The organism is Pseudomonas sp. LTR0 (assembly GCF_036630035.1).
In the GTDB taxonomy this organism is placed as follows: Bacteria; Pseudomonadota; Gammaproteobacteria; order Pseudomonadales; family Pseudomonadaceae; genus Aquipseudomonas; species Aquipseudomonas putida_Y.
Window position 1 is genome coordinate 269,252 of sequence record NZ_CP123734.1, and the last position, 15,607, is coordinate 284,858.

The window sequence follows — 15,607 nt, forward strand, 5'->3', positions numbered from 1 at the left end:
GACCTGTAGCGGTATTCAGTCCGTGTAGATCCTGGCTTTGCCATATGTCATCCGCGTTTCAAGCTGGCGCGTTCTGGGCCTATAATGAAACCCTTTTCGCCCAATGATTTTGCGGAGCTGGTGATGGTTGAACGTAAGGCTTCCGTCGAGCGCAATACCCTGGAAACCCAGGTCAAGTGCTCGATCAACCTCGATGGCAGTGGCAAGGCCCGATTCGATATCGGTGTGCCCTTCCTTGAACACATGCTGGACCAGATCGCCCGCCATGGGCTGATCGATCTGGATATCGAGTGCAAGGGTGACACGCATATCGACGATCACCATACCGTCGAAGACGTCGGCATCACCCTGGGCATGGCATTCGCCCAAGCCATCGGTGACAAGAAAGGTATCTTCCGCTACGGCCACGCCTACGTGCCGCTGGACGAAGCGCTGTCACGCGTGGTCATCGACTTCTCTGGCCGCCCAGGCCTGCAGATGCACGTGCCGTATACCCGTGCCAGCGTTGGTGGCTTCGATGTCGACCTGTTCCAGGAGTTTTTCCAGGGCTTCGTCAACCATGCCCTGGTAACCCTGCACATCGATAACCTGCGTGGTCACAACACCCACCACCAGATCGAAACCGTATTCAAGGCTTTCGGCCGCGCCCTGCGCATGGCCATCACTCTCGACGAGCGTATGGCCGGGCAGATGCCTTCCACCAAAGGGTGCCTGTAAATGCAAACGGTAGCCGTAATCGACTATGGCATGGGTAACCTGCACTCGGTGGCCAAGGCGCTTGAGCACGTAGGTGCCGGTAAAGTGCTGGTTACCAGCGATGCCTCAGTGATCCGCGAGGCCGACCGTGTGGTGTTCCCGGGCGTGGGCGCGATTCGCGACTGCATGGCCGAGATCCGCCGCCTTGGCTTCGACAGCCTGGTGCGCGAAGTCAGCCAGGACCGCCCGTTCCTTGGCATCTGCGTCGGTATGCAGGCGCTGCTCGAACACAGTGAGGAAAACACCGGCGTCGACTGCATCGGCCTGTTCCCTGGCCAGGTGCGCTTTTTCGGCAAAGACCTGCAAGAAGACGGCGAGCACCTTAAGGTGCCGCACATGGGCTGGAACGAAGTCGCCCAGACCATCGATCACCCGCTGTGGCACGACATCCCTGACCGCGCACGTTTCTACTTCGTGCACAGCTACTACATCAATGCCGGCAAACCAGGCCAGGTGGTGGGGCGCGGTCACTATGGCGTCGACTTCGCCGCAGCGCTGGCCGACGGTTCGCGTTTTGCCGTGCAGTTCCACCCGGAGAAGAGCCATACCCATGGCCTGCAGTTGCTGCAGAACTTCATCGCCTGGGACGGGCGCTGGTAAATGAGCAGGTCGAAGACCAAGGCCCCGAGCATCACCCTTGCCCCCGAACAGGAGCGCGAAGCGCTCGATACCTTGAAGCGCTTCCTCGAAGACCGCTTCGAGCTGCAGTTGGGGTCATTCGAGGTGGCCGAGGTCCTCGAGCTGTTCAGCAAAGAGATTGCACCCCATTACTACAACAGGGCGATTGCCGATGTTCAGCTGCACCTCAAGGAGCGGTTCGAGAGCATCGAAAGCGACCTGTGGGCACTCGAGAAGCCCTGAAACCCAACAAATAGACAGGTTCCCAAGATGCTGATTATCCCCGCTATCGATCTGAAGGACGGTGCTTGCGTGCGCCTGCGCCAGGGCCGCATGGAAGACTCTACGGTATTTTCCGACGACCCGGTGAGCATGGCCGCCAAGTGGGTCGAGGGTGGCTGCCGCCGCCTGCACCTGGTCGACCTCAACGGCGCCTTCGAAGGCCAGCCGGTCAATGGTGAAGTGGTTACCGCCATCGCCAAGCGCTACCCGAACCTGCCGATCCAGATCGGCGGCGGTATCCGTTCGCTGGAAACCATCGAACACTACGTCAAGGCTGGCGTCAGCTACGTGATCATCGGCACCAAGGCAGTCAAGCAGCCCGAGTTCGTCGCTGAAGCGTGCAAAGCCTTCCCGGGCAAGGTCATCGTCGGCCTGGACGCCAAGGACGGTTTCGTCGCCACCGACGGTTGGGCCGAAGTCAGCTCGGTGCAGGTCATCGACCTGGCCAAGCGTTTCGAGGCCGATGGCGTCTCGGCGATCGTCTACACCGACATTGCAAAGGACGGCATGATGCAGGGCTGCAACGTGCCCTTCACCAAGGCACTGGCTGAAGCCACCCGTATCCCGGTGATCGCCTCGGGTGGCATTCACAACCTGGGCGACATCAAGGCCCTGCTGGACGCCAAGGCCCCGGGCATCATCGGCGCCATCACTGGCCGTGCCATCTACGAAGGCACCCTGGATGTCGCTGAGGCCCAGGCCTTCTGTGACAACTACCAAGGCTGAGGACTGAACCATGGCACTGGCCAAGCGCATTATCCCTTGCCTGGACGTGGACAACGGCCGGGTGGTCAAGGGCGTCAAGTTCGAGAACATCCGTGACGCCGGCGACCCGGTGGAAATCGCCCGTCGATACGACGAGCAAGGTGCCGACGAAATCACCTTTCTCGACATCACCGCCAGCGTCGATGGCCGCGACACCACGCTGCATACCGTCGAGCGCATGGCCAGCCAGGTGTTCATCCCGCTGACGGTCGGCGGTGGCGTGCGTACCGTGCAGGACATCCGCAACCTGCTCAACGCCGGTGCCGACAAGGTCTCGATCAACACCGCCGCGGTGTTCAACCCGGAGTTTGTCGGCGAGGCGGCGGACCGTTTCGGTTCGCAGTGCATCGTTGTCGCCATCGATGCCAAGAAAGTGTCCGGGCCAGGTGAAGAGCCGCGTTGGGAGATTTTCACTCACGGCGGGCGCAAGCCGACCGGGCTGGATGCAGTCGAGTGGGCGAAGAAGATGGAAGGCCTGGGCGCTGGCGAGATCCTGCTGACCAGCATGGACCAGGACGGCATGAAGAATGGCTTCGACCTGGGGGTCACCCGCGCTATCAGTGATGCGCTGGGCATTCCGGTGATTGCCTCGGGGGGCGTGGGTAACCTGCAGCACCTGGCAGACGGCATTCTGGAAGGGCACGCCAGCGCGGTGCTGGCGGCCAGCATCTTCCACTTTGGCGAGTACACAGTGCCGGAGGCCAAGGCCTACATGGCTTCGCGCGGGATTGTCGTTCGCTGATCCATTGATCGGGGCTGCTTTGCAGCCCTTCGCGGGCACGCCCGCTCCCACAGAGATCTCAGCAAACCTGTGGGAGCGGGCGTGCCCGCGAAGGGCCGCGAAGCGGCCCCAATTGCCTCAACCGAGGTTCTTGCCGAGCAGCGCGTGGTAAAGCTCGGTATCCCCGAGAATCCCCACCACCTTGTCGTTATCCTGCAGCACCAGCTTGTTGCCGGTCTGATAACGAATCTGCAGTGCGTCACGCATGCCAATATCGGCGTGCACCACAGTCGGCCTGCGCTCCAGCAACTCCACATCTTGCCCCGGTGCCCATTTCTGCATGTCCAGACCGTTCTGGCCCTGGCGTGCACGCTTTAGCGCGCCGCCTTCGCCAAGGTCCAGCCACGAGTCGATACCTGGGTCCAGGCACACCGAGCCATTGACCCGTTTGCAGTTGTCCAGGCTGCGCATCAGGCTGCGGCCGCACAGCACGTTCAGCGGGTTGGTATGGGCGACGAAGGTGCGCACGTATTCGTCGGCCGGGTTCAGCACGATCTCCTCCGGTTTGCTGTACTGGATGATCCGCCCGTCTTTCATGATCGCAATGCGGGTACCCAGTTTCAGCGCTTCGTCCAGGTCGTGGCTGACGAACACGATGGTTTTGCTCAGCTTGGCCTGCAGGCCAAGCAGCTCATCTTGCAGGCCCTGGCGGATCAGGGGATCCAGCGCCGAGAACGGTTCGTCCATCAGCAAGATGTCGGCATCCATCGCCAGCGCCCGGGCCAGGCCCACGCGCTGTTGCATGCCGCCAGAAAGCTCATCCGGCTTCTTGTTGCGCCACTGGGTCAGGCCCACCAGCTCAAGCTTCTCGTCGACCAGCTTGCGCCGTTCCTTTTCCGGACGACCCTGCATCTCCAGGCCAAAGCTGATGTTCTCGCGCACCGTCAGCCAGGGCATCAGGGCAAACTTCTGGAACACCATGGCAATGCGCTTGGTGCGCATCATCTTCAGTTCGGCCGCGGAGCAGTTGGCAATGTCGATGTGCCTGCCTTCATGTTCGACGAACAACTTGCCGCGGCTGACGGTGTTGAGGCCGTTGATGCAGCGCAGCAGGCTCGACTTGCCCGAGCCGGACAAGCCCATCAGCACGCAGATCTCGCCTTTGTTGATATCGAGGTTGGCCTTTTCGACACCCACCACCAGGCCGGTCTGCTTGAGGATCTGCTCGCGGGTCTGGCCTTGGTCCAGCAGCGACAGTGCCTCGCGCGGCTTGTTGGAGAAGATGACGTCGACGTCTTCGAAACGAATGATGCTCATGCCTCACCCCTTACCGGCAGTTCCGGTTGCTTGCAGATACGGTCGAGCATGATTGCCAGCAGCACGATCGCCAGGCCCGCTTCGAAGCCCAGGGAGATATCGGCGGTGTTCAGTGCGTTGACCACAGGTTTGCCCAGGCCGTCAGCGCCGACCAGGGCGGCAATTACCACCATCGACAGCGACAGCATGATGCATTGAGTGACACCGGCGGCGATGCTTGGCATCGCGTGCGGAAGTTCGATACGGGTAAGCAGTTGCCGACGCGAGCAGCCAAAGGCCTTGCCGGCGTCCATCAACTCTTGCGGCACGTCGCAGATGCCCAGGTAGGTCAGGCGAATGGGCGCTGCGATGGCGAACACCACGGTGGAGATCAGCCCCGGTACCACGCCCAGGCCGAACAGGGTCAGGGTAGGGATCAGGTAGACGAAGGTGGGCACCGTCTGCATCAGGTCGAGCACCGGGCGCATGGCGGTATAGAACATCGGTTTGTGCGCGGCGAGGATGCCCAGTGGTACGCCGATCAACACACATACCACCGTGGCGAAGGTGACCTGCGCCAGGGTTTCCATGGTTTCCTGCCAGTAACCCAGGTTGAGGATCAGCAGGAACGACAGGGCAACGAACGCGGTAAGCGCCCACTTGCGCTGGATCAGGTGCGCCAGGGCGGCGAACAGGGCGATGAGAACGAGCGGGTTGAACCAGGTAAGGATACTGGTAACCCCGTAGATCATGAACTCCAGGCCTTGCGCGATGGCGTCGAAGTAATTCGCGCCATGCTGGGTCAGCCATTCGACGAACGACGCGATGTACTGGCCCAAGGGTATTTTCTGATCGATAAGCATGATAGCGAGCTTCCACCTGCATAGATTGAAATCAACCCGGAGCAGGCACGGTCCTGCCCCGAGGTAGCGCTACTGCGTAGTTCGTTATTGCGTAAGCTTGGCCTTGGCCGCCTCCAGGCCGGGTTTGCCATCAACGGTAGTTACGCCGGCCAGCCAGGCATCCAGCTTGCCTGGGTTGTCCTTGATCCATTTTCTGGCGGCGGCTTCGGGTTTCATCTTGTCGTCCAGGACATAGCCCATCATGGTGCTTTCATCCTTGAGCTCGAACGACAGGTTTTTAAGCAGTTGGCCAACGTTGCTGCATTCCTGCGTATACCCCTTGCGGGTGTTGGTCAGCACGGTGGCCTTGCCGAAGTCGGGGCCGAAGAATTCGTCCCCGCCGGTCAGGTACTGCATCTTGAAGCGAGTGTTCATCGGGTGTGGCTCCCAGCCCAGGAACACCATTGCCTCGCCGCGTTTCTGCGCGCGATCAACCTGCGACAGCATGCCCGCCTCGCTGGACTGCACGATCTTGAAACCGGCGTCCTTCAAGCCAAAGGCGTTCTTGTCGATCATGCTCTGGATGGTGCGGTTGCCGTCGTTACCCGGTTCGATGCCGTAGATCTTGCCGTTCAGTTCTTTCTTGAACTTGGGAATGTCGCTGAAATCTTTCAGGCCCTTGTCATACAGCGCCTGGGGGACTGCCAGGGTGTACTTGGCGTTTTCCAGGTTGGCGCGCACGGTTTCTACCGTGCCGGCGTCGCGGTATTGCTTGATGTCGTTCTCCATGGTCGGCATCCAGTTGCCGAGAAACACGTCCAGGTCCTTGCCGGTGGCCAGCGACTTGTAGGTCACCGGTACCGAGATCATGGTGGTGTGGGTCTTGTAACCCAGTGCTTCGAGCACAACGCTGGTGGTCGCGGTCGTGACTGTGATGTCGGTCCAGCCGACATCGGAGAAGCGTACAGTCTGACACTGCTCGGGTTCGGCTGCCTGGGCCAGCAATGGCGCGGACAGCAACGCAACCAGCAACAGCGAGGGTGAACCTTTCATGGATGGACTCCTGAGATATTGTCTTCGGGTTCGCGTGGGTCGCCGGGCTTTCTGAGGGTCCGGTCGACCAGGCCTGCAGAGGGCAGGATGCGTGGCCGTGCTTTACGAGTCGCTTTCGATAATCCTCCAGCGCCGGGCAATCGCCTACTGGTGGGGTCGTATCCAGTACGGAACGGGTCGTATCCAGTATGGGCGATGTCGCTTATGGATTTTTCCACCTCCTCACACGCATTTTTGCGTCACCAGGCCGCTGGAAAACGGCGTGGTGGGCGCAGTTCCTCGTTAAAAACAGCGCGGCGCTGCTGGACAAAAGTACGTCGGTTGCAGACGGCGAGGTGGGCGGTAAAAGCCCGATGATGCTGGCATTCAAGGCGGCCCGCTGTTTGAGCCTAGCAGCTACTCCGCCCTGCGCATGGCGCGCAGAGACAAGCCCAGCAAGAGGTGATTCGACAATGGCCATCAGCGTGTTCGACCTGTTCAAGATCGGTGTCGGGCCCTCCAGCTCCCACACCGTCGGCCCCATGCGTGCTGGCGCCCTGTTCGTTCAGGGCCTGCGCGAACGCGGCGAGCTGGAACGTGTAAAACGGATCGAAGTGCGCCTGTATGGCTCGCTGTCGGCCACCGGTATTGGTCATGGCACCGACAACGCCACCATCATGGGCCTGATGGGCGAGTGGCCTGACGCCATTGACCCGACCCAGATCGTGCCGCGTATCGCCGACCTGCGCGAAACCAACACCCTGCAGTTGGATAGCCGCTTGCCCATCGAGTTCGTCTGGGCCCGCGACATGCTGCTGCTGGACGAGAACCTGCCGTATCACCCCAACGCCATGACCCTGATTGCCGAAGGCGAGCAGGGCGAGTTGCACCGCGACACCTATTACTCGGTGGGTGGCGGCTTTGTAGTCGATGCAGCCCAAGCCGCCAGCGGTGTGCTGGATGCTGACCAGACGGTGTTGCCGTACGACTTCAACAGCGCCGCCGAACTGCTGCGCCTGTGCAAGCAAAACGACCTCAGCGTGTCGCAATTGATGATGGCCAACGAGAAGGTCTGGCGCAGCGAGGAAGACATCCGCGCTGGCCTGCACAAGCTCTGGGAAGCCATGCAGGAATGCGTCAACAACGGCCTCAAGTACGAGGGCACGCTACCGGGCGGGCTGAACGTGCGCCGCCGCGCCGCCAAGCTGCACCGCAGCCTGCAGGAAATCGGCAAGCCCAACGTGATCGGCTCGACCATGAGCGCCATGGAATGGGTCAACCTGTTCGCCTTGGCGGTCAATGAAGAAAACGCCGCCGGCGGGCGCATGGTGACCGCACCAACCAACGGCGCGGCGGGCATCATCCCGGCGGTGCTGCATTACTACATGCGTTTCAGTGATGAGGTTGATGAGTCCAGCGTTGTCGATTACTTCCTGGCCGCCGCCGCCGTGGGCATCCTGTGCAAGAAGAACGCCTCGATCTCTGGTGCCGAAGTAGGTTGCCAGGGGGAAGTCGGCTCGGCCTGCGCGATGGCCGCAGCAGGCCTTGCCGAAGTACTCGGCGCCACTCCCGCACAGGTTGAGAACGCCGCTGAAATTGCCCTGGAACATAACCTTGGCCTGACCTGCGACCCGGTTGGCGGGTTGGTGCAAGTGCCCTGCATCGAGCGCAACGCGATTGCTGCGGTGAAGGCCATCAACGCGGTGCAGATGGCGTTACGCGGTGATGGTGAGCACTTCATTTCCCTCGATCAGGTAATCCGCACCATGCGCGATACCGGGGCCGATATGCACGACAAGTACAAAGAGACCTCGCGCGGTGGCCTGGCGGTCAGCGCTATCGAGTGCTGATTTGCTGATCTGACCTCCAGGGCGTCTTCGCGGGCAAGCCCGCTCCTACAGGAACTGTGCAAATCCCTGTAGGAGCGGGCTTGCCCGCGAAGAGGCCCTTGAGGCTGATGCAGGTGCAACACAACCGCCTATGCCTCTTTATGGTGCGGCGCCACGCTACCGATCGTCGGATGTCGCGATCAGTGTGAGGGTTGTCGGTGACACTTAAAGGTGTCGCTTCTGGGAAACCCACGCGGCGCGTGTCACTAAACTGCTCAACCGTTACAGGCAACGCGCTAGCTCGCCTGTTTTGGACGACTGGCCAACACGATGCAAGTACTTGAAATGCCCAATAAAGGCGTCGTTTTCAGGTTTTTTTGGATGGCCGTTCAAGTTTAGGCACGGCGTTTGCGTTGAGATTGGCAAGCCTACCCCCGGAAAATGACCGAGGGGTCATAACAAGAAGTAAGTGCCCGCCTGAGGCACACCCTGCATTTGTGTGAGGAGAAATCGCGATGACGTCGTACAACTCCGGGAATCCAACCCAGAACCGCACAACACCCCAGTCCATCGGGTTTCTTCTATTGGACAATTTCACCCTGATTTCCCTGGCATCGGCGGTCGAGCCGCTGCGCATGGCCAACCAGCTGTCTGGCCGTGAGCTGTATCGGTGGCACACGCTGACGATCGATGGCGGTCAGGTGTGGGCCAGCGATGGTCTGCAAATCACACCGGATGCGGCAATCAGCAATGCTCCGCCCATCGACACCGTGATTGTCTGTGGTGGTGTTGGCATCCAGCGTTCCGTCACCCGTGAACACGTCACCTGGTTGCAAGCCCAGGCCCGTCAGTCGCGCAGGTTGGGTGCCGTGTGCACCGGCAGTTGGGCACTGGCCTGCGCTGGCCTGCTCGACGGCTTCGATTGCAGCGTGCACTGGGAATGCCTGGCCGCAATGCAGGAAGCCTTCCCGCGGGTGAACATGAGCACCCGCCTGTTCACCCTTGACCGCAACCGCTTCACCAGCTCCGGTGGTACCGCGCCGCTGGACATGATGCTGCACCTGATCAGCCGTGATCACGGCCGTGAGCTGTCGGCGGCGATTTCCGAGATGTTCGTCTACGAGCGTATTCGCAACGAGCAGGACCACCAGCGTGTGCCGCTCAAACACATGCTTGGCACCAACCAGCCGAAGTTGCAGGAAATCGTCGCGTTGATGGAGGCCAATCTGGAGGAGCCGATCGACCTGGACGAACTGGCGGTGTATGTATCGGTTTCGCGACGCCAGCTTGAGCGCCTGTTCCAGAAGTACCTGCACTGCTCGCCGTCGCGCTACTACCTGAAGTTGCGCCTGATCCGTGCGCGGCAGCTGCTGAAGCAGACGCCAATGTCGATCATCGAAGTGGCATCGGTGTGCGGATTCGTGTCGACCCCGCACTTCTCCAAGTGCTATCGCGAGTACTTTGGCATTCCGCCGCGTGACGAGCGTGTGGGCTCCAACACCGCGCAGCAGGTGGCCATGATGCCGATTCCGCAGGCCATGACCCTGTCGCCGCACAGCGGGCCGATGGCGGCCCTTAGCCAGGCGCGCAACGAGTCGACATTTGCCAGTGTAAGGCTCTGAGACCGCGCCGGCCTCTTCGCGGGCACGCCCGCTCCCACAGGTCACACCCGCTGAGCTTGAGCCAGCGGTGACCTGTGGGGGCGGGCATGTTCCGCGAAGAGGCCGGTCCTGGGTAAATGAATTACGCGCGTTTGTTGAACTGCGCCAATGCCGGCAACAGTTGCTTGTCGATGGCCTGGCGCACCGCAGGTAGGATCGTCGCACTACCGGTGTACATCTGCTCCACCATCCCCTTCAGCGCTCGCGCATTGGGCTCGTTCAGCCCGCGAACCACCGCTTCACAAGCCTGTTCGGCACTGGCTCCGGCAGGAATATCGAAACCGCGCGCGCGCAAGTGGCCGGCGAGGTCGTCCTGATCAATCAAATCCGCATGCATCATGGCTGTTGTCCCTTTTATCGCTAAGAGAGTGCTGCTGTGATTTACGACCGATTCTGTGACGTGCGCGACAGCCTCGCAAGGACAGAATGTCGCCATGGCTGCTTTGGCTAAGAACAGGTCGTTTACGACTAAATCCCCTACCAGGCAAGCACGCACACTGAAGCCATTCACGGTACAGAGGGTTTGGTCACCCTCGCTCACGCACAGTGGATGTTGCTCGCTCTTGGCCCCGGTAGCTCACGGCTTTCCGGGGTTATTTTTTTTGCAACTGTTATTTATATTGGTTTTTGGGAATCGATGTCCGTGGACGAGTAAGGCTCCGATATCTGGAGCATGAACATGGACCGGGAAAAATTAAAGTTTGGCTTGTTAGGTGCTGTGTTTATTTTTGCAGGGTGTACAGCCTCGGAGCATTCGAATTATCTCGAAGGTTTAGCCGGCACGCTATTTCAGATTAAATCTGATCAGCGCCGTGAAGCACTTGAAAGTGTTAGCAAGGATAATTATGTCGATCCCGTGCGGGCTGAGGTAAAGACTTCGACAGTGGATTACCCCGAGCAAGTTATGTCCGTCAACATTTTTACATGGTAAAGAGCTGTTAGGCGGAAAAATAACTTTTCTGGGGCATAACCACGGATGTACATTTTGGCGGTGGTAAACCAGAAGTGTTCAGATTTACAAGAAGACTGACCGGGCCAGTATATAGAGCGTTCGCTATGGTTGTCCGCTTCTGTACTGTCTGATTGTTGCGAGTGAAGGCGCCAGGGTGCTTCGTATCTATGGAGACCTTGGCGCCGGCTCCCTGGTCATTCAAGAAGGAAGTTTTAAGGTGCGCCCGATGTATTGCGGCGCCGGCGCCCCCTCCTGTTGCTCTGCCAAGTGGTTCAATTGGTAAACAGTGGTGTGCCCAAAAGGCGCTGACTGCGGCCCCGCCAGGTCCACGTGCAGTAACATCTGCTCGCTAGCCGCCAGGACGTCGTCGAACCCTGCCCGGTGCAGGCTGTGATACACGTGAAGACGCTTGTGGTCGAACCCGATGATCTGCGTCTGCACCCACACCTCGGTGCCCAGCTTCACCTCGTGCAGATAATTGATGTGCGCCTCCAGCGTGAACAGCGAATTTCCGCTTTGCCCACGGCTGTCGGCGTCCAGGCCAATGCGCTCCATCAGGGCGTCGGTCGCGTAGCTGAAGATCAGCAGGTAGAAGGCATCGCGCAGGTGCCCGTTGTAATCGACCCAGTCCTCCTGGACCGTGGTGCGGTAAGTGATCAAAGCAGGCATCTTGGTCTCCTTAATCGCCGAACGACATGCCGTGGCTGGCCTTGCTGGACTTCACCGCTTCCAGTACCGCCAGCAAGGTGTCGTCACGGTAGCGCTCCAGTGCAGCGATGCTGCGCTCGCCCTGTTGCTCAGCGGTGCCGCTCACCACATCGTCGATCAGCTTGTCGGTCAGTTCCGGTGCTGGCAGGTACGTCCAGGGCAGCTTCAGGGCAGGGCCGAACTGTGACATGAAGTGGCGCATGCCGGCATCGCCACCGGCCAGGGTATAGGTCAGAAACGTGCCCATGAACGACCAGCGCAAGCCTGCGCCGAAACGGATCGCGTCGTCGATTTCGCCCGTGGTGGCAACCCCGTCGTTGACCAGGTGCAGAGCCTCGCGCCATAGCGCCTCGAGCAGGCGGTCGGCGATGAAGCCTGGCACTTCCTTGCGCACATGCAGCGGGCGCATGCCGAGTGCGGTGTAGATGGTTTTGGCAGCTTCAATGGCCTCGGGTGAGGTGCGGCTGCCGCCGACGATCTCGACCAGCGGCAGCAGGTACACCGGGTTGAACGGGTGGCCGACGACGCAGCGTTCAGGGTGAGTGGACGACTCGTAGAACTCGCTGGGCAGCAGGCCCGAAGTGCTTGAACCGATGATTGCGTCAGGCTTGGCTGCGGCGCTGATTTTGGCGTGCAGGTCGAGCTTGAGGTCCAGGCGCTCTGGTGCGCTTTCCTGGATGAAATCGGCGTTACGTACGCATTCCTCGATGGTCGCCACGAACTTCAGGCGGTCTTGCGATGCGCCGGGTGCCAGGCCCTGTTTTTCTAGCGCCGGCCAGGCGTTGGCGATCCGTTTGCGCAGTGCCTGTTCGGCGCCGGGCGCCGGGTCCCAGGCCACCACGTCCAGGCCATGGGCAAGGGCGCGGGCAACCCAGCCGCTGCCGATCACGCCGCTACCCAGGGCGGCGAAGGTTTTGATTTCAGTGATAAAGGGCATAGCTAGTCCTCAGGGTAAAACACAGTCATCAGGGTTACTGCCTAACCCTGTGGGAGCGGGCATGCCCGCGAACACCGGCGCGGCCGGTGCCATCCATCGCGTTGCCTGCTTCGCGGGCACGCCAGCTCCCACAGGGTCTTCGGTGCATTTGCGATCGTTGGATCAGCGGCGCTTGAGGTTCATTTTTTCCCGGCCTTCTGCCGGGCTGAGCACGCGGCCACCCATGCGGGTGATGATCTCGCTTGCGCGTTCCACCAGTTGGCCATTGCTGGCCAGCACGCCACGGTCCAGATACAGGTTGTCCTCCAGACCTACCCGCACATTGCCGCCGAGCAACACAGCCTGAGCAGCCATAGGCATCTGCATGCGGCCGATGCCGAAGCCGGCCCAGGTGACGTTGGCAGGCAGGTTGTCGACCATGGCCTTCATGGTGGTGGTGTCGGCCGGTGCGCCCCACGGGATGCCCAGGCACAGCTGGAACAACGGATCTTCAAGCAGGCCTTCCTTCATCATTTGCTTGGCGAACCACAGGTGGCCGGTGTCGAAGATTTCCAGCTCGGCCTTCACCCCCAGTTCGGTAATGCGCTTGGCACCGGCGCGCAGTTGGGCCGGGGTGGACACGTAGATTGAGTTGCCGTCACCAAAGTTGAGGGTGCCGCAATCGAGGGTGCAGATTTCCGGCAACAGTGCTTCGACATGGGCCAGGCGCTCCAGCGGGCCGATCAGGTCGGTGCCCGGGCCGAACTCCAGCGGCGTTTCACCCGGGCCGATTTCCAGGTCGCCGCCCATGCCGGCGGTGAGGTTGACGATGATGTCCACGTCGGCTTCGCGGATACGCTCCATGACTTCGCGGTACAGCGCCACATCGCGGCTGAAACGGCCGGTCTGCGGGTCGCGGACGTGGCAGTGGACCACGGTGGCACCTGCTTTGGCGGCTTCCACGGCGGCTTCGGCGATCTGCTTGGGGGTAACCGGGACCAGGTGGCTTTTCGAGGCGGTGTCGCCTGCGCCGGTAAGGGCGCAGGTGATGATGACGTCGTGGTTCATGGTGCAGTTCCTTGTGATGTCGGTGTTGGCTTTTTCGCGGGCATGCCCGCTCCCACAGGATCAATGTGATCCCGAGTGTGGCGGCGTACCTGTGGGAGCGGGCTTGCCCGCGAAAGGGCCCTGTCAGTTGGCGGTAAGCTTGAGGTTGTCAGCAGCCGGCTTGCCATCGAAGGTGGTCACACCCTCAAGCCAGCGCGCCTTGTCCTCGGGGTGGTCCTTGAGCCACTGGCGGGCCGATTCCAGCGCGTCCTTGTGGTCGAGCAGTGGCTGCATCATGCGGCTCTCGTCCTCGGCGCTGAACTTCAGGTTGGCCAGCAGGCGGTGGGCATTGGGGCAGCGTTCGGCGTAGTCCGGCGCCGTCACTGTCCACACCGTCGCACGGCCTTCGTCAGGGCCGAGCGCATCCCGGCTGTCACCCAGGTAGGCCATGTCGATGTTCACGTTCATCGGGTGCGGCGCCCAGCCGAAGAACACCACGGCCTCCTTGCGCCGCACCGCACGGTCGACGGCGGCGAGCATGCCGGCCTCGCTGGACTCGACCAGCTGGAACTTGCCCAGGTCGAACTGGTTCTTGGTGATCATTGCCTTGATCTGGGTGTTGGCGCCGGAACCCGGTTCAATGCCATAGATCTTGCCGCCCAGCTCTTTCTCGAACTTGTGGATGTCGGCGAAGGTCTTCAGGCCCTTGTCGTAGAGGTATTTCGGCACGGCCAAGGTGGCGCGCGCGTCTTCCAGGCTTGGCTTGTCCAGCACTTTGACCTGGTTGGCATCGATGAACGGGGTAATGGTCTGAGTCATGATCGGGTTCCAGTACCCCAGGAACATGTCCAGGCGCTTGTCGCGGATGCCGGCGAAGATGATCTGTTGCGAGGCACTGGTCTGTTTGGTCTGGTACCCCAGGCCGTCGAGCAGCACCTGGGCCATGGCGCTGGTGGCAATGACGTCGGTCCAGTTGACCACACCAAGGCGCACGTTTTTGCAGACGGCGGGCTCGGCGGCGAAAAGCGGGGTGGCAACGATGCTGCTCAGGGCAAGTGACAACAGGCTGCGGCGGATCAAGCTGTGCATGGTGGCTCTCCATCGGCAGTGCGTATTGTTATTGAGGGCGGCCTCTGCGGACCGTGTGAATACGCTACGCTGGCGCTACCTTGCCCAAGCGCACGCTAGCGACAGGAATTAGCACCTGGGCGACCAGTTTTCTGTGGAGGAGGGGATGATGGAGACGATAGCCTTTCTGTTGGTGCCCGGGTTTTCCGCCATGGGGTTCATTTCGGCGGTGGAGCCACTGCGGGTGGCCAATCGTTTTGGTGGGCAGTTGTACCGGTGGCAGGTGCTAAGCCTGGATGGTGAGGCGGTGCTGGCGAGCAATGGCATGTCGATCAATGCCGATGCCGCCTTGGGGGAGGGGGAGCCGGCCAACATCCTGCTGGTGGTTGCGGGCTTCGAGCCACTGGCCAATGTCGCACCCAAACTGCTGCATGCGCTGCGCCGGCTCAACCACGAAGCTGTCATGCTCGGTGGTATCGACACGGGCGCGATGGTGCTGGCCGAGGCAGGGCTGCTCGAGGGCTACCGGGCGACATTGCATTGGGAGGCGCTTGAGGCATTCAAGGAACGCTATCCAGGCCTTCAGGCCACCCAAGAGCTGTTCGAGATTGACCGCAGCCGCATCACCTGTGCCGGCGGAACGGCCTCGATCGATTTGATGCTGCACCTGATTGCCCAGTCTCACGGCAGCGAACTGGCGGTCAAGGTGTCCGAGCAGTTCGTGCTGGGTCGCATCCGTCAGCGCCAGGACCACCAGCGCATGCAGATCGGTGCGCGTTATGGCATCAGCAACAAGAAGCTGATCCATGCCATCGGCGAAATGGAAAAACACATAGAGCCACCACTGAGCACGCTGGATCTGGCTGCCGCGATCAGGGTAACAAGGCGTCAATTGGAGCGTTTGTTTCGCATGCACCTTGATGCCACACCGAGCAGTTTCTATCTCGCGTTACGGCTGGACAAGGCGCGCCAGCTGCTGGCCCAGACCGACATGTCGGTGACTGAAGTCAGCCTTGCCTGTGGCTTTGAACTGCCATCGTATTTCACGCGGCGCTACAAGCTCAGGTTTGGAAGGTGCCCGCGGGAGGAGCGTCGGCCTGGGGGTACAAAGTGA

17 protein-coding genes are annotated in these 15,607 nt (G+C 60.9%); 9 read left to right on the top strand and 8 right to left on the bottom strand.

The window, feature by feature from the left end:
* Window positions 1-123: 123 nt before the first annotated feature.
* The 5 genes from hisB to hisF are packed head-to-tail and all read left to right on the top strand — an operon-like array spanning window position 124 to window position 3,163.
* Window positions 124-717, top strand: coding sequence for an imidazoleglycerol-phosphate dehydratase HisB (gene hisB, locus QCL51_RS01235; RefSeq protein ID WP_003255736.1), 594 nt, complete (start codon window positions 124-126; stop codon window positions 715-717).
* Complete coding sequence (gene hisH, locus QCL51_RS01240; RefSeq protein WP_176683582.1) at window positions 718-1,356, top strand: imidazole glycerol phosphate synthase subunit HisH; 639 nt, start codon at window positions 718-720, stop codon at window positions 1,354-1,356.
* Window positions 1,357-1,617 (top strand): DUF2164 domain-containing protein, encoded by a 261-nt coding sequence (locus QCL51_RS01245; RefSeq protein ID WP_021782634.1) that lies wholly within the window; start codon window positions 1,357-1,359, stop codon window positions 1,615-1,617.
* Between the two features lie 27 nt (window positions 1,618-1,644).
* Window positions 1,645-2,382 carry a 1-(5-phosphoribosyl)-5-[(5-phosphoribosylamino)methylideneamino]imidazole-4-carboxamide isomerase gene (gene hisA / locus QCL51_RS01250; RefSeq protein WP_003255731.1) on the top strand — a complete coding sequence of 246 codons (738 nt, stop codon included), beginning with the start codon at window positions 1,645-1,647 and terminating at the stop codon, window positions 2,380-2,382.
* A 10-nt stretch (window positions 2,383-2,392) separates the two neighbouring features.
* Window positions 2,393-3,163, top strand: coding sequence for an imidazole glycerol phosphate synthase subunit HisF (hisF, locus tag QCL51_RS01255; protein ID WP_013970495.1), 771 nt, complete (start codon window positions 2,393-2,395; stop codon window positions 3,161-3,163).
* Between the two features lie 117 nt (window positions 3,164-3,280).
* On the opposite strand, the gene choV is transcribed toward hisF, so the two are convergent.
* From choV to QCL51_RS01270, 3 genes are all read right to left on the bottom strand, one after another.
* Entirely contained in the window at window positions 3,281-4,459 is a 1,179-nt protein-coding gene (gene choV / locus QCL51_RS01260) for a choline ABC transporter ATP-binding protein (RefSeq protein WP_021782635.1), read from the bottom strand.
* A complete protein-coding gene (choW, locus tag QCL51_RS01265; RefSeq protein WP_172402799.1) occupies window positions 4,456-5,304 on the bottom strand; it encodes a choline ABC transporter permease subunit in 849 nt (282 codons plus the stop codon). The genes choV and choW overlap by 4 nt, the downstream gene beginning before the upstream one ends.
* A gap of 81 nt (window positions 5,305-5,385) precedes the next feature.
* Window positions 5,386-6,333, bottom strand: a complete 948-nt coding sequence (locus QCL51_RS01270) for a choline ABC transporter substrate-binding protein (protein WP_021782637.1) — start codon at window positions 6,331-6,333, stop codon at window positions 5,386-5,388.
* 452 nt (window positions 6,334-6,785) lie between these two features.
* Here QCL51_RS01270 and QCL51_RS01275 point away from each other — a divergent pair, with 452 nt between their 5' ends.
* Together QCL51_RS01275 and QCL51_RS01280 are read left to right on the top strand one after the other, a co-directional pair.
* Entirely contained in the window at window positions 6,786-8,162 is a 1,377-nt protein-coding gene (locus QCL51_RS01275) for an L-serine ammonia-lyase (protein ID WP_019439081.1), read from the top strand.
* A gap of 494 nt (window positions 8,163-8,656) precedes the next feature.
* Entirely contained in the window at window positions 8,657-9,763 is a 1,107-nt protein-coding gene (locus tag QCL51_RS01280; RefSeq protein WP_021782638.1) for a GlxA family transcriptional regulator, read from the top strand.
* Window positions 9,764-9,884: 121 nt separating this feature from the next.
* Here the strand turns inward: QCL51_RS01280 and QCL51_RS01285 are convergent, their stop codons facing one another.
* Window positions 9,885-10,142: a hypothetical protein gene (locus QCL51_RS01285; RefSeq protein ID WP_021782639.1), complete on the bottom strand. Its 258-nt coding sequence runs from the start codon at window positions 10,140-10,142 to the stop codon at window positions 9,885-9,887.
* A gap of 339 nt (window positions 10,143-10,481) precedes the next feature.
* Between QCL51_RS01285 and QCL51_RS01290 the strand changes: the two genes are divergently transcribed.
* Complete coding sequence (locus tag QCL51_RS01290; RefSeq protein WP_021782640.1) at window positions 10,482-10,733, top strand: hypothetical protein; 252 nt, start codon at window positions 10,482-10,484, stop codon at window positions 10,731-10,733.
* A gap of 219 nt (window positions 10,734-10,952) precedes the next feature.
* On the opposite strand, the gene QCL51_RS01295 is transcribed toward QCL51_RS01290, so the two are convergent.
* The 4 genes from QCL51_RS01295 to choX all read right to left on the bottom strand — a co-directional run bounded on the left by QCL51_RS01295 (window position 10,953) and on the right by choX (window position 14,514).
* A complete protein-coding gene (locus QCL51_RS01295) occupies window positions 10,953-11,423 on the bottom strand; it encodes a thioesterase family protein (RefSeq protein WP_021782641.1) in 471 nt (156 codons plus the stop codon).
* Window positions 11,424-11,433: 10 nt separating this feature from the next.
* The gene (locus QCL51_RS01300) at window positions 11,434-12,399 is read right to left on the bottom strand and encodes an L-carnitine dehydrogenase (protein WP_021782642.1); all 966 of its coding nucleotides are present in this window, start codon (window positions 12,397-12,399) and stop codon (window positions 11,434-11,436) included.
* Window positions 12,400-12,561: 162 nt separating this feature from the next.
* A complete protein-coding gene (locus tag QCL51_RS01305; protein WP_043202848.1) occupies window positions 12,562-13,446 on the bottom strand; it encodes a 3-keto-5-aminohexanoate cleavage protein in 885 nt (294 codons plus the stop codon).
* Between the two features lie 123 nt (window positions 13,447-13,569).
* Window positions 13,570-14,514, bottom strand: coding sequence for a choline ABC transporter substrate-binding protein (choX, locus tag QCL51_RS01310; protein ID WP_021782644.1), 945 nt, complete (start codon window positions 14,512-14,514; stop codon window positions 13,570-13,572).
* A gap of 145 nt (window positions 14,515-14,659) precedes the next feature.
* Between choX and QCL51_RS01315 the strand changes: the two genes are divergently transcribed.
* On the top strand, window positions 14,660-15,607 hold the full coding sequence (locus tag QCL51_RS01315; protein ID WP_021782645.1) for a GlxA family transcriptional regulator: 948 nt from the start codon (window positions 14,660-14,662) through the stop codon (window positions 15,605-15,607).

Bases quoted from the DNA above. Each gene is read 5' to 3' on its own strand.
- hisB (WP_003255736.1), top strand. From the start codon at position 124: ATGGTTGAACGTAAGGCTTCCGTCGAGCGCAATACCCTGGAAACCCAG.
- hisH (WP_176683582.1), top strand. From the start codon at position 718: ATGCAAACGGTAGCCGTAATCGACTATGGCATGGGTAACCTGCACTCG.
- QCL51_RS01245 (WP_021782634.1), top strand. From the start codon at position 1,357: ATGAGCAGGTCGAAGACCAAGGCCCCGAGCATCACCCTTGCCCCCGAA.
- hisA (WP_003255731.1), top strand. From the start codon at position 1,645: ATGCTGATTATCCCCGCTATCGATCTGAAGGACGGTGCTTGCGTGCGC.
- hisF (WP_013970495.1), top strand. From the start codon at position 2,393: ATGGCACTGGCCAAGCGCATTATCCCTTGCCTGGACGTGGACAACGGC.
- choV (WP_021782635.1), bottom strand. From the start codon at position 4,459: ATGAGCATCATTCGTTTCGAAGACGTCGACGTCATCTTCTCCAACAAG.
- QCL51_RS01270 (WP_021782637.1), bottom strand. From the start codon at position 6,333: ATGAAAGGTTCACCCTCGCTGTTGCTGGTTGCGTTGCTGTCCGCGCCA.
- QCL51_RS01275 (WP_019439081.1), top strand. From the start codon at position 6,786: ATGGCCATCAGCGTGTTCGACCTGTTCAAGATCGGTGTCGGGCCCTCC.
- QCL51_RS01280 (WP_021782638.1), top strand. From the start codon at position 8,657: ATGACGTCGTACAACTCCGGGAATCCAACCCAGAACCGCACAACACCC.
- QCL51_RS01285 (WP_021782639.1), bottom strand. From the start codon at position 10,142: ATGATGCATGCGGATTTGATTGATCAGGACGACCTCGCCGGCCACTTG.
- QCL51_RS01290 (WP_021782640.1), top strand. From the start codon at position 10,482: ATGGACCGGGAAAAATTAAAGTTTGGCTTGTTAGGTGCTGTGTTTATT.
- QCL51_RS01295 (WP_021782641.1), bottom strand. From the start codon at position 11,423: ATGCCTGCTTTGATCACTTACCGCACCACGGTCCAGGAGGACTGGGTC.
- QCL51_RS01300 (WP_021782642.1), bottom strand. From the start codon at position 12,399: ATGCCCTTTATCACTGAAATCAAAACCTTCGCCGCCCTGGGTAGCGGC.
- QCL51_RS01305 (WP_043202848.1), bottom strand. From the start codon at position 13,446: ATGAACCACGACGTCATCATCACCTGCGCCCTTACCGGCGCAGGCGAC.
- choX (WP_021782644.1), bottom strand. From the start codon at position 14,514: ATGCACAGCTTGATCCGCCGCAGCCTGTTGTCACTTGCCCTGAGCAGC.
- QCL51_RS01315 (WP_021782645.1), top strand. From the start codon at position 14,660: ATGATGGAGACGATAGCCTTTCTGTTGGTGCCCGGGTTTTCCGCCATG.